We start from the raw sequence: 14,720 nt of genomic DNA on the forward strand, positions 1-14,720 counted from the left end.
GCCGATGTGAACGAGATCGACAATCAGGACGACGACGGCGAGCTCCAAATAAGCGGTGCGGTGCAACTTCGTCGCGACCGTTGCGCTGCCACAACCGCTGATCAGCGCCTGCTGGACAGTCACCGTGACACCCAGTGGCTACACACGGACCCCTGGCGGGTGCTGCGAATCCAGGGCGAATTCGTGGACGGTTTCGATGCGCTCTCCGAAATGCCCAAGGCCGTCACGGTTTTCGGCTCTGCCCGCACAGAACCGCATTCGCCCGAGTACCGACTGGGCGAGGAATTGGGCACCGCACTGGCGCGGGCGGGCTATGCGGTGATCACCGGGGGCGGCCCGGGTGCGATGGAAGCGGTCAACCGTGGAGCCAGCGAGTCCGGCGGCTATTCGGTCGGTCTGGGTATCGAGTTGCCGTTCGAACAACGGCTCAATCACTGGGTCGATCTCGGGATCAACTTCCGCTACTTTTTCGTGCGCAAGACCATGTTCGTCAAGTATGCGCAGGCGTTCGTCTGCCTGCCCGGCGGATTCGGCACCCTGGACGAACTGTTCGAAGCCTTGACCCTCGTGCAGACCCGCAAGGTCACCGCATTTCCGATCATCATGTTGGGCGTCGACTACTGGTCCGGCCTGATCGACTGGATCCGCAACACAGTCCAGTCCGAAGGAAAGATCTCCGCATCGGACCTTGACCTGATCCACTGCACCGACAGCGTGGCAGAAGCCGTCGACCTCATCATCGCGTCGGCGCGGTAGCCGGCGCGTCGCCCGCGTTTACAGAGCTGCGGCGACGTCCCAGATCGGTTCGAGCGCTGCGATACCCGTGCGCACCAGGGGACTGAGCACGATGTCGGTGGTGCCGGCGTCGCGATAGCGGCGCAGTTGCGCAGTCACCTGAGCAGCGGTGCCGACCGCCGCGAGGTCGATGACCGAGTCGACGACTTCGCGTTCGATCACCCGTGCGTACGACGGGATGGTTGCGTAGAACTCGAGGGCCTCGGCAGCCCGGGCCCGGCCCTCGTCGACGTCATCGGTCACCAGCACAGGCACCGCGGCGATCACCTTCGGTGCGGGCCTGCCGGCGGCGGTGGCCGCGGCGGTGATGGTCGGCACGATGAAATCCTCAAGGGTGCGAGGCCCCGCCAGATAGGGCAGCGTGCCATCGGCCAATTCGCCCGTCACTCGTAATGCCTTGGGGCCCATGGCCGCGACGTAGACGGGTAGGGGCGTGCCGCCGGCGACTGTCACCGGAAATTGCGGGGCAGCGGTGAACTCTTCACCGTGGAAGTCGACGGTGCCGGTGTCGAGGATCGACCTGAGCACCTGCAGGTGGTCGCGCAGTCGGCCGACGGTGTTGGGCCATGCGGTCCCGAAAGCCACCTGTTCCGGCGCGTGCGCCCCCAGACCCAGACCGAGGCTGAAGTTCCCACCGGTGGCGGCTTGGGCGGTCTGTGCTTGGGAGGCGAGGATGAGCGGATGCCGTGGGTTGATCGGTACGACGAAGGTACCGACGCCCAGACCTGGCACCGCAGCGCCGACGTATCCGGCCAGCGAGATGGCGTCGTGGTCGAACTGCTGGGCGATCCACAACTGGCGAACGCCGGCGTCGTAGGCGCGTCGGGCCTGGTCGATCGCCGCGGTCACATCGTTGGCGGAACTACGGTCGGGATCGAGCACAACACCAGTGGGCATACCGACGACAACAATGGGGACGGGGATACGGATTCCGTTCAGCGCACGCTGAGCAGATGTCCGCCCTCAACTGAGGCGGTGCTCGATCTTGGTGACGAAAGGCGATGTCATCGCCCGCACGAGTGCGCCGTAGCCGACACCGAAAGCGATTTCGTCGCCGACCGCCACCTGGTGATCGCCGACGTCGACCACCAGGTGGTCGCTGCTCATCCCGAGGATCGTGATGCCCTCGGGTGGCTGCAGACCGTCGGGGTCCGAGTCCTGGCGACCGAGGGCCAGAATTGCTTGGCGCACAGTGCTGTTGCCGATGCGGACGGGTGCAGTACCGAAGGCCGCCTGAGCGCGATCCCCCCAGGGTTGAGCCGGCTTCGTGCCGACCTCGATGACTTCGGCGGTCAAGGTGAAGGCGTCGGTGTGCAGCCCAGGGATCGCTGTCCGATACAGGGGATCGACACCGAGAAGGATGGCTTCGCCGAGTCGGAGGTTGTCGATCCGGCCGACGTCGCCGGTGTGCAGCGCCCAGTTCAGGTTCGCCGAGTTGCCGCCTGAGACGACGTCGAGCGAAATCCCTTGCTGTGCCTCGATATCGTGCGCGAGCCTGGTGAGGATGCCCATGTTCCGGTCGTCGGGAACAACGCCGCTCTGGCACGCGAGATTGGCGCCGAGCCCGGCGAGCCGCAGAGCGGAATGACCGAGGACGGTCCGTGCGGCCTCTGGCAGATCGTCGAGCGGGATGCCCTCGCGGAGGTCACCGAGCTCGACCATGAGCACGACGGCGTGCGTCCGATGCTGTTGGGCCGCAGCCTGATTGAGCGCCGCCAGGACGACGGCCTCGGTGTTCAGGCTGATGTCAGCGAAGTCGACGACCTGTGCCACTTGGCTGAGCATGGGCGAGCGGATCAACGTGCGTGGTGGGGATGCATCGAGGCCGGCCATCCGAGCGAGGTTCGGCACGCGGGAATCGCCGAGGCCGCGGGCGCCGCCACGCAGCATCGCCGCGCCGACTCCCGGCGAGCCCAACGTGGCTTTGGTGACCCCGGTGACCCGGATGCCAGTCAAGGCCAGCCGGTCGACCAGGATCCGCATGTTCTGCTCGATCTTGTCGAGGTCGGTCTCGATCCGGAGCGTCACACAGAACTGGACGTGTCGGCCACCGCCGCGAGCGCGGGGAAGGCCGTCAGCACCATGTCGACCAGTTCCGACGCTGGGCGGGTCAGGGGGTCGGTGACCGGGAGACCGAGTTGCGAATGATGTTGGGAGATCGCGCCGCTCAGCTCGTCTTCGGTCATCTCTTCGTGGTTGATCGTGATGCCGATGACGCGGGTGTCCACAAACGCCTCGATCAGTGCGATCTCGGTGGCCGCGGTCGGCATCGGCACCATGGGGAAGTCGCCGAGCACCGCGCGCTTGGGCGCATGCTGCACGATCACGCCGGCCGGGCGGCTGCCCCGCAGGATGTGAGCCGACGTGATGTACGCGGGATGGCTGAGCGCGCCCTGACCCTCGACCACGATCACGTCGGGGTTCTCACCTTCGAACGCGGCGACGACCTGGTGCTCGACCTCGCCCGAACAAAACTGGGGGACCAGCGCATCCAGCGCGACGCCGTACTTTCCGCCCTGGATCAACGTGGTCTGACCGGTACCGACCATGACCGCCTTGATGCCGTGCGCGTTCAGCGCCTGGACCAGCAAGGTGGCAGTGGTGCGCTTCCCGATCGCCCCGTCTGTCCCGAGGATCGCGATCCTCGGACATGTCACGTCGAAGATCCGGCCGGAGAACAGATGCAGGTCGCGCTTGTCCTTCGGTCGGCGCACGTCGGTGATGGTGACGCCGGCGATCACGGCTGCCGCCGTGAATTCGGCGTCGTCGTTGAGGAATTCGTGCAGGCCGTTGATGATGTGCATGCCACGGGCGATGCCGTCGAGCAGCACGACCCGCTGCCCGTCCGACAGGAGACCGTCGGCAGGCGCGAGCCCACAGATCAAGTAGTCAGGTACCCGGCCGGCGTGCGCGATGGACTCGGCGAGCGACGCGAGCACCGGGACGCCGTTCGCGGTGCCGTCGAGGAACTTTCCGGCATCGACGCCGGCCCGGAGACTGTCGATGACACTGAGGATTTCGTACTTCTCCGAGTGCCGGACCAGGCCGTTGGCCGTCTTACCGTCCTGCTCGCCGAACTGGCCCTCGCAGTAGACGATCGCGGTGGAACCAACGGGCAGGGAAAATGGAGCTGCCGGAGCAATCGACTCGTGGTGTTTGGACGTGTCGATAGACGGAATACCACTGGCGCGCGAAGACATAAGTTCCTCTGAGAAGTCTCAGAGGAGGCGACGAGATCGAGGCGAGGCGATGAGCCCAACGTCCAACGAGTTGTCTGCCCTGAGGGTCGGCAAGATTACCGACTTGTTTCAGACTACCCGATCGGTTGTCACTGGCGTGCTTCCGTCGGGACGCCAGTGCGGGCCCTCGGCGTGGTTCAGGCCGAGGGTTACCGCGCGATATCCGCTCAGCGGATGGACTCTGCCCGCTTCTTGACGCCGTCGGTCATGCCGCCGAAGCCCTTCTTCAGTGCGCGGCCCATGATGCCGGCGACGATCGGCGACACCGGGCCGAACAGCTGGAAATGCGAGTCATAACGGGTGCGGCCGTCGGGCAGCGTGGTCAGCCGATGCGAGCGCTCGCTGCGGAGCAGCCCCAGCGGGGCGGGCTTCATGTTGTAGCTGAACTCAACGCCCGGAGTGAAGGTGTTGATGAATTCGCGCTGCTTCTTCGGCGGGCCGACCAGCACCACCTTCATGTCGATCGGGCTGCCGGGCTCGAACGTCGACGAGCACTCGGTGACGAACGGATTCCACTCGCCGTAGCTGGCCCCATCGGTGAGCACCTGCCAGACCACGTCGGCGGGCGCGTCGATCTCTACTGACCTGTCAATCGTGAAACTCACAGACACACCGTACGGGAGAGGGTGTACAGCTGCCGACAAATGTCCACTGATCGGTTACCGCCCCCCGCGCTAGCCTGGCGAGCATGTCCAGCACGTTTTTCGACAACCCGGTCGCCCGAGCCCTCAACAAGGCGGCGGTCGGTCTGACCACCGTCCCCGTTCTGGGCGGCGTCGTCGGCCGCAGCCTGGTCGAGATCCGCTACACGGGTCGCAAATCGGGGCGCAGCTTCCAGACTCCCGTCAATTACCGGCTCTCCGGTGACGATGTCGTCATCAGCGTGATGACACCGGATTCCAAGAGTTGGTGGCGCAACTTCCTCGGCGACGGCGGACCCATCACGCTGCTCAACTTTCGCGGCACCGACCGTGCGGGGCATGCCGTTGCGACGCGCGACGACAAGGGTCGCGTCACGGTGCGGGTCGCCCTTGCTTAGATGCGAGTCAGTCCTCGCAGGGCAGAGCGGACAGCTCGGCTCAATGCCGAGTGCTGCATCGTCGGCGAAGGTTCTCGGCGTGCCGCAGGCGGTGATGTTCCGGTTCTCCCCGCGATAGGCAACACGCAGATAGTCTGAGCGCATTTGTCGCTCAACTGCTACGGGGGACGTATGGTTCACGCTAGTGCGGGCTTCTTGCCCAGCCTTGGTTTGATACCGGCGCTCGTCCTTGGCATGTGCGCATTGTGTGCCGCCGCTTTTGTTATCGGTCGACAGTCATTAACTTTAGCGTACCAATCGGTGGGAGTTGGAGCGGCAACATTCGCTGCGAGTTTTGCTGTGCTAAATGTTGCACTGCAGTTGGACCAAATTGACCGGCAATTTTGGGCCGACGAAATTGCGCATGGCAGGCTCGCGTTGCGAGTGACCTCCGTCGTTTTCTTGGTTCCGTTTGTTCAGATACTGCGAGACATGCTGAAAGACACGGCACTCCCGCCGCCAGATCATCCATATCCGACTGTTCGGAAATACGATTGGGAAGAAAGGCACAAGGGTTGGCCTCTAACAAGTGTTGCAGAACATGCCAACGTATTTGCAATCGCACTCGCGATGATCTGGTCATTTACGCTAAACGGCAAGACGACCCTCGTTATCGCGCTATTGAACTGGATATTCGCCTTTATAAGTGACGATTTCCTTATTGCCGCCAGCTACCGGCGAAAGCTTGGTGTCACACCGCCGTCCTTCGATGCTTGGCGGATTAATCTGGGTTCGCTAGGCTTGGTTGTGCTAATGGTCGTTGCGTCGACCATGGAATATCCAAGGTGGGCAACCTGGGCAATGGTGTCTGTCATTCTTGTATTTCGCATAATTGCGCCCAATTTTCATCGAATTCGAGAAACTGGGGCGGAGACGATGGAGCTATGGGGAGTTTACGTGGGGGACGAGCTCTACATTCTCAACAGCGAACTTCTCAGGCGTGCAGTTATTGATCGCGATAGCGAGATCACGCGGCGAATTCGCGCCGCGCACGAAGCTGGAGTCGAAGTTGAGGAGCTGTCGGCGATCAGTGGTTACAGCGCCGACCGCGTGACCGAGATCGTTCAATCGGCTAAAGAGGACTGTTAGCGCTGATTCGTGGCCGACATCTACGACCGCGGAGACGTCCGGCTACCACCGTCACGCCGACTAGGCCACGGCGGAAATGGCATGATCCGGATGTCGATATCCGCAGGAGGCGCGAACATGCCGGTGGCCCACCGTGAGGCGAAGGACTGGGTGCCCGTTGCCTGACGAACTCAGAGTCGTCGACCTCGCCGATGCGCCGGGCGCCGCCGGTCTGGTGATCGGGGTCGGGGATCCCGCTGGCGACGACGCCGAGTTATGGTTGCGGAAAGCGACTTTCACGCTGGTCGACCGCCCGTGTGCGGACCCGAGGACCGTCCAGGTGCCCGATATCAACGAGGCGCTGGCGCAGATCACCGACCGAGTAGCAACCTGGCCTCAGACCGCCGCGGTGTGCGACGACGTGCTCCGCGCTTTCGACCCTGCAGCGCCGACGTTCGCCGGGGTGATCACGGAATCGCTCGCGTATTCAACCTTGCAGTCCGGCCGTGAGTTTGCCCGTTGGCTGGCCGAACGCGGCCCGAAAACCGTTCCGCTGCTGCCAGATCCGGTGGTGTCGCGCCGCGACGGCGACACGTTGCACGTGGCGTTCAACCGTCCGCAGCGCCACAACGCGTTCTCCACGGATGCTCGGGCGGCGCTGCTCGAGGCGCTGGAGGTGGCTCGGTTGGACACGTCGGTCACGGGTTTGGTGCTCACCGGGAACGGCCCGTCCTTTTGCAGCGGCGGCGATCTTGCCGAGTTCGGGACCTTCGACGATCCGGCGTCGGCGCACCTGGCCCGCACGCGCTTCAGCCCGGCCCTGGTCCTCGACGAGATCACCGGAAGACTGGGCGCGGCCTGCCAGGCCGTGGTGCACGGTCAGGTGCTCGGCAGCGGGCTGGAGATGGCGGCGTTCTGCGGGCAGGTGACCTGTCATCCGGATGCCACGCTCGGCCTGCCGGAATTGGCTCTGGGGCTGATCCCCGGTGCGGGCGGCACCGTGAGCATCACGCGGCGGATCGGTCGTTGGCGCACCGCATATTTGGTGCTGTCCGGCGTGCCGATCGACGCGGCGACCGCGCAGGACTGGGGCTTGATCGATGCCGTCTGTGCGTGACTGGTCGGTCAGCGGGCTGGCCGCACTGACCGGCACGCCCGACGGGCCGCCGGACGTCAGTCGCGCTGCAGTGTTGAGCAGGGCGCAGGCCGTCGCATCCGAGCTATCCGGTGCCTTCGGCATCACGGTCGACGCCGCGGGACTCCTGGCCGGGCGCGCTGCGCTGTTGGGGCTCCACCGGCAGGGCCGAATCAGCGCGGGCGGGGCCACGCGGCTGGTCGCCGGTCGGGACGGCTGGTTCGCTCTGACCCTGGCGCGGCCCGATGACGTCGACGCGGTGCCCGCGCTGCTCGAATCCGATGTGCCGATCGACTATGCGTGGTCGGCGATCACCCAGTGGGCCGGTCGCCGACAGGTCGCCGACGTCGCCGAGCGCGCCCGGCTGCTCGGGCTGCCCGTCGGCGTGCTGGGGGAGACCGCTGCCGCCGCGCCGGTGGTGCGGCGGCACGGCAACCGAAATCCGCTTCGGGACGACGCCCGCCTACTGGTGGTCGACCTGTCTTCGATGTGGGCCGGACCGTTGTGTGGGCAGCTAATGGCGCGGGCCGGCGCGACGGTGGTCAAGGTGGAAAGCCCATCTCGGCCCGACGGCACCCGACAGGGCGAGCGCCGATTCTTCGACTGGATGAATGCCGGAAAGCTCTGTTATGCCGTCGATTTCGGCGAGCCAGACGACCTGCGGCAGCTGTTGGCGGTCGCGGACGTGGTGATCGAATCGTCGCGTCCCGAGGCGCTGGCGAACCGGGGTCTGGGGCCGACCGACGTCCCGGGTCGCGACGGTCGGGTGTGGCTGCGGGTCACCGGTCACGGCGCCGACGGTAAACGCGCCCACTGGGTGGGGTTCGGTGACGATGCGGCGGTATCCGGTGGTCTGGTTGGCCACGATCCAGCGGGTACCGGGCCGGTGTTCTGCGGTGACGCGATCGCCGATCCGCTGACGGGCATGCACGCCGCGCTGGCGGTGGCAGAGTCGCTGCAACGCGGAGGTGGCGAGATCATCGAGATCGCTCTGGCGTCGGTGGCGGCCGAGTACGCCGCGCTACCGCTCGCCAGCGGCGACCACGTCGATCCAGCCGGGGAGCCGGCGGTGCCCGTGCTCACGTCGCGCGCCGCAGAGCTGGGCGCCGACAACGCGCAGGTGCAGGCAATCATTCGGGAAAGGACTACCGGCGCATGCTGATCACACGGGCCGTGCTGCTCGACGGCCGGACGGTCGATATCCGGCTGGGCCGGCGGATCGAGGCCGTCGCCGAACGCCTCGAGCCGATCCACGGCGAGGATGTGCTCGACGCCGCCGGTGGCACCGTCATCCCCGGGCTGCACGACCATCACGTCCATTTGCGTTCGGCGGCAGCGGCATTGACGTCGGTGCGCGTCGGCCCGGGGGAGGTGCGCGGCCGCGATGCGCTGCGCGCGGTCCTGGCGCAGGCTGCGGTTGGAGAAGACGGCTGGATTCGGGCTGTCGGCTACCACGAGGCGGTCGCCGGTCCACTGGATCGCGCTGTGCTCGATGAGGTTTCACCGCATGTGCCGGTGCGGGTCCAGCACCGCAGTGGGGTGTTGTGGACGCTGAACTCCGCGGGGTTGACGGCCGTCGGTCTGCCGGATCACCCTGACGGCCGGCTACGCAGTGCCGACCCCGGCTGGACACATTCGTTGCAACGCAGCGACGCTGGGCTCGGCGAGGTCAGCCGGCGACTGTCGGCCTTCGGCGTCACCGGTGTCACCGACGCGACACCCAACCTGACCGTCGAGGACGTGATGGACTTCGCCGAGGCCCGTCGGCACGGCGAACTGCGGCAGCGCGTCGAAATCCTGGCCCCGGCCAAACGCATCCTGCACGATGACGATCTGAACCTTGATGCGCTGGCCGACTGGATCGCGGACCGGCACCGCCAGGGCGGAATCGTTGCGCTGCAATGTGTTACGGCCATGCAGCTGGTCGTGACGATCGCCGCGCTGCGGCAGGCGGGAGTGCGTGCCGGAGACCGGATCGAGCATGGCGCCGTCATCCCCGACGACTGTCTGAGTGACCTGCGTGACCTCGGCCTGCTGGTGGTAACTCAGCCGAACTTCGTGGCCGAGCGAGGCGACCAATACTTCACTGACGTGCCCCCCGACGAACACTGCCAGCTGTGGCGGGTGGCGTCGCTGTGCGGCGCGCAGATTCCCGTCGCGCTGTCCACGGACATGCCGTTCGGGGACGCCGATCCGTGGGCGGCGATGCGTGCGGCGGTACACCGCCGTACTCCCGCGGGCCGAGCGCTCGGTGCAAATGAAAGCATCGACGCCGCAACGGCATTGGGCATGTTCCTGGGAACGCCACAAAAGCCGGACGTGCCTCGGGAGCTGACGGTGGGGACGCCGGCGGACCTGTGCGTGTTGTCGGACCCGCCGCGCGACGCCCTGGCGGCGTTGGATTCCTCGCTGGTGGCCGCGACCGTCTACGACGGTGAGATGGCGTACGAAAAGCGTTGAGCGCCAGGCGGCGTAGCGCTAGTGCGCCGGCTCGAGAACGTCGTCGGCGAGTACGCGGCCCAGCAGGTCCTGGCTGGCCTCGACGTACTGCGTCTTCAGCGTTTGCACGAGTTGTGCGACGGTGAGGCGTTCCTTGATGCTGCCCACGCCCTGGCCGGCGCCCCAAATGTCCTTCCAGGCTTTGGCGTCTGTGTTACCGCCGGAGCCGAAGTTCATTGCGGAGGCGTCGGATTCGGGCAGGTTGTCCGGGTCGAGGCCCTGGGCGACGATGCTGCCACGCAGATAGTTGCCGTGCACGCCGGTGAACAGGTTGCTGTAGACGATCTCTGAGGCGCTGGAGTCGACGATCATCTGCTTGTACTCGGGCACCGCATTGGCTTCGTCGGTGGACAGGAAAGCCGAACCGACATAGGCGAAGTCGGCGCCGGCGGCCAGCGCGGCAAGCACAGACCGTCCGTGGGCGATGGCGCCGGACAGCAGCAGTGGACCGTCGAACCACTCGCGGATCTCGCGGACCAGTGCGAACGGGGACTGGGTCCCGGCATGGCCGCCGGCACCGGCCGCGACGGCGATGATGCCGTCGGCGCCCTTGTCGATGGCCTTGTGCGCGAACTCATTGTTGATGATGTCGTGCAGGACGATGCCGCCGTACGAGTGCACGGCATCGTTGATCTCGGGTCGTGCGCCGAGCGAGGTGATGACGATCGGGACCTTGTGCTCGACGATGACGTTCATGTCGTGTTCGAGGCGGTCGTTGGAGCGGTGCACGATCTGATTGACCGCGAAGGGCGCGACGATGGCGTCGGGATTGGCGAGCGCGTAGGCGGCGTTCGACTCCTCGATCTCGTCCAGCCAATCGCCGAGCAGGCTGGAGGGACGGGCATTGAGCGCGGGAAACGACCCGATGACACCCGCCTGGCACTCCGCCTTCACCAGTTCGGGCCCCGAGCAAAGGAACAACGGCGATGCGACGACCGGCAAGGACAGGCGTTGTGCGAGGACGGGAGGCAGACCCATTGTGGTGATAGCCCTTCGAATCGGGAACCGTGGTTGGACAGGACTTTAACTTCGCTGCCAGTATTATGCAACTAGTGGCATAATACTGGGTAGGTCGAAGGCTGGGCGCTATGGTGCTGTTCGAACCTGCTGGCAACAAGTCGGTTTCGGGAAGTGGTTGGTGACAGAGCCGGTCGCCGTCTGAGCTTTATGCAACAGATTGGATAATTGTCGTGGCAGGACTCTCGGGCATGGAGAATCGCGCAAACCGCCTGCGTTCCGCCGGGGGAAACCCCACTGGACCTACGATCGCGCCATGTCGCTGCAATTCGCCATACTGACCGCGCTCACGGAGCGGGCATCGACCGGCATCGAACTCACCCGCCGGTTCGATCGGTCATTCGGCTACTTCTGGCCGGCGACCCACCAGCAGATCTATCGGGAGCTCGACCGGCTCAAGAACTCCGGACTGGCCGAGGCCTCTACTCCGGATCGCCCCGAGCGCGGCCAGCCCAAGCGGTTCAGCATCACGGCGGCCGGGCAGCAGGCACTGAGCGAATGGCTTTGTGGCATCGATGATCCCGCACCGGAGCGGATGTCTATCGCCGTACGCGTGCGCGCTGCCGCGGCGCTGGGCGAAACCGGGGCCGTGCGTGCGGTGATCGCCCACCACCTCGCTGCGCACGAAGCGATCTTGGCCAACTACCGCGAGATCGATGCCCGCGATTTCGCGGCCCCGGTCGCCGACGCCGACGTGTTACGCCACCTCGTGTTGAAGGCAGGGCTGCGTACCGAACAGGCCTGGGTTGACTGGTGCCGAGAGGCCCTGGACGTGCTGGACAGGCTCATTTCGTCGGGCAACCGCGAGCCTTGAGAGCCGGCCGGCCATCAGGTCGTCGGTAGCAATCTCTGGAAGATGTCCCGGTAGTACAGGTGCGCCAGGAAGTGGCCGCCCGGTCCCATGTGCAGTGTTGCGCCTGGGATGCGGCGCGCCAGTTCTCCCGGCCACGACGGATTGATGAGTTGATCGTCGGTGCCGCCCCAGATATCCACCGGCACTTGAAGATCCTCGGGCTGGAAGCCCCACGGCCGCACCATGACCCGGTACTCCTCGACGACGCCCTGGGGTTGTCGGAGTGCCTCTCGCGACAGGTTCGCGAACGTTGCGAAACGCTCGGCCTTCAGCACCGCGGCGTCCGCGGGCCCGAGGTCGCGCGCGGCAAGCCGGCCGTAGAGATCGGGGGCACAGGTCGCGGCGAGCGTCATCGCGCGAAAGCCCAGCCGGGCCGCCCATGGTGTGCGTTGCGACAGCCGGATGTAGCTGCGGTCGATCGATGGCAGACCGTCGAACGCGCCTGGTTCGGTCAGGGGTACGGCTCCGGCGATGATGGCTGCGCGGGTTACCCGGGGCGGCAGCGCGTAGCCGACTGCGGCCGCGTACTGGCCGCCGAGTGACCAGCCCATGACGGCGAAGCTGTCGATCTCGAGTTGGTCGAGCAGTTCGGTGACGTCGCGGGCCCAGTCGAGGATGGTGCGGTCCGGCTGTGGATCTGACCTGCCGACGCCGGGTCGGTCGGGGGAGATGAGCCGGACCCCGCACGACTCGGCGATCGACGCGGCGGCGGCGACATCGAGTCGGCAGGCCAGCCCACCGTGGTTGTTGAGTATCGGGAAACCGCCCGGATCGCCGTACTGTGCGTAGCTCAACTGGCGCCCGTCCCGCAGTCGGATCACGTGGCAGGCTTCGGCGGGACGGTGCTCGGGCATGGCCGGCCTCCGCGACTGGTGAGCGGACTTGCTTACTGGGTCATCGTTGCACCGACGACGAGGCCCAATGGGCAGAATTGACGTTGTTGCTGATTTGTCGGGTCGGCCCGCGACGTGCTGGCGGCTATGGGGCCGGCTTCTGCCAGACGAGTAGGTATCGCCAGAAGAGCAGGCGCCGCACGTGGGCGCCAGGCAGCAGGGCCGCCGCCTGTGCGGCGACTTCGCGAGTGGTCAATGGTGGGTCCAGGACCATCGGCATGGCGTCGTGATCGGGCGTCTTCGCGAACCCGGGACCGGTCCCCAGAAACCGTGTCGCGAGAAAGCGGAGGCCGAGCGCCCGATGCCCGGCTGCGGCGGCGAGTTCATGAGCCCATTCGTGCCGCAGGTCGGTCCGAGGCAGTGCTATCGCCGCCAGCACACCGCCGGGCCGTAGGGCGTCGGCCAGCCTAGGGAGCGCCGCCTCGAGTGGCATGTGGTGCAGCGCGCAGATGGATACGATCGCGTCGTAGTCGGTTGCCGGCAGCGCGTCGGTCAGTACGTCGCCCTCGACGCAGTTCACGTTGACCGGGGTTCGTCGCCGCGCTTCGGCGACCATCGCGGCAGAGCGGTCGACGGCGTCGACGTGGTCGCTGCGTTGGGCGAGTTCGACCGCAAACCCACCGGCGCCGCAGCCGACGTCCAACACTCTTTGGCACCGCGACGGCAAGTACCCGAGCAGCACGCGGTGGTAGTAGGCGTTGTGGTCCCAGTCGAGCATGCTCCGAGCCGTGGCCGACGCCGACGTCACACGCGCGCGGCGACTCGAACCGGGATGGGTCCCTTCGCGACCGTCGTGTACGGGGACTCGAGCGGGAAGTCGGCGTCCAGAGACTCGATGTGGTTCGACCGCACAATGGTGGCGAGCGCCAGCGTGGTCACCAGCATCGCGAAATGCTCACCTATGCACGACCGCGGACCGGCGGCGAACGGGATGAACTGCCAGCGGTCGCGGTTCTTCGAGTTCTCCGGGCTGAACCGGTCGGGGTTGAACGCCAGCGGGTGGTCCCACAACGTCGGGTCCCGGTGCACGGCGCTGATCCCGATGGCGACGATGCTGCCGGCTTCCACTCGGTAACCGTCGACCACGATGTCCTGCGTCGCCGTCCGGCCGACACCCGCCGCCGGCGGGCACAGCCGCAGCGACTCGTTGAGCACCTGGGCGGTATACGGGAGGCGGGAAACGTCGTCGGGTGTCAGCTCCCGATCGCCGATCGCGGCGACCTCGGCGGCGACCCGGTCCTGCATGTCGGGGTTATGCCCAAGCTGCCACAAGGCGTACGTCAACGTCGTCGCTGTCGTGTCGTGGCCGGCCAGCATGAAGATGAGCAGGTCGTTGCAGATGTCGTCGTCGGACAGCTCCTGGCCGGTTTCGGGGTCGGCGGCCGCGAGCAGCGCCTTGACCAGGGGCGCATCGCGGTCCGGATTCGCGCGGCAGTCCTGCAGGACGTCCATCGTCATCTGGCGCATCCGGGCCACCGCGGCACGAGCACGACGGCGTCCCGGCGTCGGCAGCCACTTCGGTGCCTTGATCGGTCGTAGGGCTCGATCGGCCGTGTAGCGCGAGGCCACATGCATGTTCTCGGCGATGGTGTTGCTGTGCTCGTTGATGTCGAGACCGAGGATCGAGTAGCCGAGCGACCGCATCGCGAGCCGCCGGCACTCGGTGTCGAGGTCGACGTCACGGGCGTCGCGCCAGCGGTCGGCGCTGGTCTGCGCCGCCTGGGTCATGTGCCCGCCGAAGCGGTCGACGTGCTGCTTGGTGAACACCGGTTGCAAGGCGCGTCGGCGCGGCGGCCAGGCGTTGTTGGGCAACACGAAGAGGTTGTCGCCGACCACGTTGCGCACTTCTTCATGAATCGTGGAGCGCTCGGCGAGGTTGTCGGTGCGGCCAAGTACGTCGCGGATCCCGCTGGGGGAGGTGACCAGCACGACGGGAGGGGCGACGCGCTTCGGCGCGACGGCGATGCGGCTGACGGGTCCGCCGACTTCGCTCAGCAGTACCAGGCCGGTATGCAATTGCCGGGTGGTCACCAACTGCCGCAGTGGCAGCGGGTTCTTCGGCGCGAGCGGCAGTGCGCTCACCCCAGGTGCATCGATCGTTGTGGCCATCACGAAGAATTATGCCGCGCCCAGACGGAGTGGT

Annotated in this window: 15 protein-coding genes; 7 read left to right on the forward strand and 8 right to left on the reverse strand. The window is 66.2% G+C overall.

From position 1 onward, the window contains the following. Positions 1–6 precede the first annotated feature (6 nt). Positions 7–756: a TIGR00730 family Rossman fold protein gene (locus ACNO8X_RS14620; protein WP_418001567.1), complete on the forward strand. Its 750-nt coding sequence runs from the start codon at positions 7–9 to the stop codon at positions 754–756. An 18-nt stretch (positions 757–774) separates the two neighbouring features. Here the strand turns inward: ACNO8X_RS14620 and ACNO8X_RS14625 are convergent, their stop codons facing one another. The 4 genes from ACNO8X_RS14625 to ACNO8X_RS14640 form a co-directional block, all read right to left on the reverse strand. Continuing rightward, positions 775–1,692 carry a TIGR03564 family F420-dependent LLM class oxidoreductase gene (locus ACNO8X_RS14625; RefSeq protein ID WP_418001568.1) on the reverse strand — a complete coding sequence of 306 codons (918 nt, stop codon included), beginning with the start codon at positions 1,690–1,692 and terminating at the stop codon, positions 775–777. A 66-nt stretch (positions 1,693–1,758) separates the two neighbouring features. Further along, positions 1,759–2,823 carry an alanine/ornithine racemase family PLP-dependent enzyme gene (locus ACNO8X_RS14630; RefSeq protein WP_418001569.1) on the reverse strand — a complete coding sequence of 355 codons (1,065 nt, stop codon included), beginning with the start codon at positions 2,821–2,823 and terminating at the stop codon, positions 1,759–1,761. Next, positions 2,820–3,995: a DUF1611 domain-containing protein gene (locus tag ACNO8X_RS14635; protein WP_418001570.1), complete on the reverse strand. Its 1,176-nt coding sequence runs from the start codon at positions 3,993–3,995 to the stop codon at positions 2,820–2,822. Before ACNO8X_RS14635 ends, ACNO8X_RS14630 begins: the two co-directional genes overlap by 4 nt. 206 nt (positions 3,996–4,201) lie before the next feature. Then, the gene (locus tag ACNO8X_RS14640) at positions 4,202–4,639 is read right to left on the reverse strand and encodes an SRPBCC domain-containing protein (RefSeq protein WP_043398693.1); all 438 of its coding nucleotides are present in this window, start codon (positions 4,637–4,639) and stop codon (positions 4,202–4,204) included. A gap of 83 nt (positions 4,640–4,722) precedes the next feature. On the opposite strand from ACNO8X_RS14640, the gene ACNO8X_RS14645 reads away from it, so the two are divergent. The 5 genes from ACNO8X_RS14645 (at position 4,723) to ACNO8X_RS14665 (ending at position 9,775) form a co-directional block, all read left to right on the forward strand. Continuing rightward, positions 4,723–5,073, forward strand: a complete 351-nt coding sequence (locus ACNO8X_RS14645) for a hypothetical protein (RefSeq protein WP_418001571.1) — start codon at positions 4,723–4,725, stop codon at positions 5,071–5,073. A gap of 471 nt (positions 5,074–5,544) precedes the next feature. Beyond that, entirely contained in the window at positions 5,545–6,201 is a 657-nt protein-coding gene (locus tag ACNO8X_RS14650) for a hypothetical protein (protein ID WP_418001572.1), read from the forward strand. Between the two features lie 157 nt (positions 6,202–6,358). Then, complete coding sequence (locus ACNO8X_RS14655) at positions 6,359–7,297, forward strand: enoyl-CoA hydratase/isomerase family protein (RefSeq protein ID WP_418001573.1); 939 nt, start codon at positions 6,359–6,361, stop codon at positions 7,295–7,297. After that, positions 7,281–8,477 (forward strand): CoA transferase, encoded by a 1,197-nt coding sequence (locus ACNO8X_RS14660; RefSeq protein WP_418001574.1) that lies wholly within the window; start codon positions 7,281–7,283, stop codon positions 8,475–8,477. The genes ACNO8X_RS14655 and ACNO8X_RS14660 overlap by 17 nt, the downstream gene beginning before the upstream one ends. Beyond that, positions 8,471–9,775: an amidohydrolase family protein gene (locus ACNO8X_RS14665; RefSeq protein WP_418001575.1), complete on the forward strand. Its 1,305-nt coding sequence runs from the start codon at positions 8,471–8,473 to the stop codon at positions 9,773–9,775. Before ACNO8X_RS14660 ends, ACNO8X_RS14665 begins: the two co-directional genes overlap by 7 nt. A gap of 18 nt (positions 9,776–9,793) precedes the next feature. Here the strand turns inward: ACNO8X_RS14665 and ACNO8X_RS14670 are convergent, their stop codons facing one another. Then, positions 9,794–10,792 (reverse strand): NAD(P)H-dependent flavin oxidoreductase, encoded by a 999-nt coding sequence (locus ACNO8X_RS14670; protein ID WP_418001576.1) that lies wholly within the window; start codon positions 10,790–10,792, stop codon positions 9,794–9,796. 295 nt (positions 10,793–11,087) lie between these two features. On the opposite strand from ACNO8X_RS14670, the gene ACNO8X_RS14675 reads away from it, so the two are divergent. After that, on the forward strand, positions 11,088–11,645 hold the full coding sequence (locus ACNO8X_RS14675) for a PadR family transcriptional regulator (protein ID WP_418001577.1): 558 nt from the start codon (positions 11,088–11,090) through the stop codon (positions 11,643–11,645). A gap of 14 nt (positions 11,646–11,659) precedes the next feature. Here ACNO8X_RS14675 and ACNO8X_RS14680 read toward each other — a convergent pair whose 3' ends face one another. From ACNO8X_RS14680 to ACNO8X_RS14690, 3 genes are all read right to left on the reverse strand, one after another. Beyond that, the gene (locus tag ACNO8X_RS14680) at positions 11,660–12,538 is read right to left on the reverse strand and encodes an alpha/beta fold hydrolase (RefSeq protein ID WP_418001578.1); all 879 of its coding nucleotides are present in this window, start codon (positions 12,536–12,538) and stop codon (positions 11,660–11,662) included. Between the two features lie 124 nt (positions 12,539–12,662). Then, on the reverse strand, positions 12,663–13,295 hold the full coding sequence (locus ACNO8X_RS14685; RefSeq protein ID WP_418001579.1) for a class I SAM-dependent methyltransferase: 633 nt from the start codon (positions 13,293–13,295) through the stop codon (positions 12,663–12,665). 26 nt (positions 13,296–13,321) lie between these two features. Further along, positions 13,322–14,686, reverse strand: a complete 1,365-nt coding sequence (locus ACNO8X_RS14690; protein ID WP_418001580.1) for a cytochrome P450 — start codon at positions 14,684–14,686, stop codon at positions 13,322–13,324. Positions 14,687–14,720: the final 34 nt, after the last annotated feature.

It is taken from the genome of Mycobacterium sp. PDNC021, from assembly GCF_048282635.1.
In the GTDB taxonomy this organism is placed as follows: Bacteria; Actinomycetota; Actinomycetes; order Mycobacteriales; family Mycobacteriaceae; genus Mycobacterium; species Mycobacterium llatzerense.

Excerpts from the sequence above, each read along its gene's own strand:
- ACNO8X_RS14680 (WP_418001578.1), bottom strand. The coding sequence starts at position 12,538 with ATGCCCGAGCACCGTCCCGCCGAAGCCTGCCACGTGATCCGACTGCGG.
- ACNO8X_RS14645 (WP_418001571.1), top strand. The coding sequence starts at position 4,723 with ATGTCCAGCACGTTTTTCGACAACCCGGTCGCCCGAGCCCTCAACAAG.
- ACNO8X_RS14635 (WP_418001570.1), bottom strand. The coding sequence starts at position 3,995 with ATGTCTTCGCGCGCCAGTGGTATTCCGTCTATCGACACGTCCAAACAC.
- ACNO8X_RS14670 (WP_418001576.1), bottom strand. The coding sequence starts at position 10,792 with ATGGGTCTGCCTCCCGTCCTCGCACAACGCCTGTCCTTGCCGGTCGTC.
- ACNO8X_RS14650 (WP_418001572.1), top strand. The coding sequence starts at position 5,545 with ATGCTGAAAGACACGGCACTCCCGCCGCCAGATCATCCATATCCGACT.
- ACNO8X_RS14665 (WP_418001575.1), top strand. The coding sequence starts at position 8,471 with ATGCTGATCACACGGGCCGTGCTGCTCGACGGCCGGACGGTCGATATC.
- ACNO8X_RS14625 (WP_418001568.1), bottom strand. The coding sequence starts at position 1,692 with ATGCCCACTGGTGTTGTGCTCGATCCCGACCGTAGTTCCGCCAACGAT.
- ACNO8X_RS14675 (WP_418001577.1), top strand. The coding sequence starts at position 11,088 with ATGTCGCTGCAATTCGCCATACTGACCGCGCTCACGGAGCGGGCATCG.
- ACNO8X_RS14660 (WP_418001574.1), top strand. The coding sequence starts at position 7,281 with ATGCCGTCTGTGCGTGACTGGTCGGTCAGCGGGCTGGCCGCACTGACC.
- ACNO8X_RS14690 (WP_418001580.1), bottom strand. The coding sequence starts at position 14,686 with ATGGCCACAACGATCGATGCACCTGGGGTGAGCGCACTGCCGCTCGCG.
- ACNO8X_RS14685 (WP_418001579.1), bottom strand. The coding sequence starts at position 13,295 with ATGCTCGACTGGGACCACAACGCCTACTACCACCGCGTGCTGCTCGGG.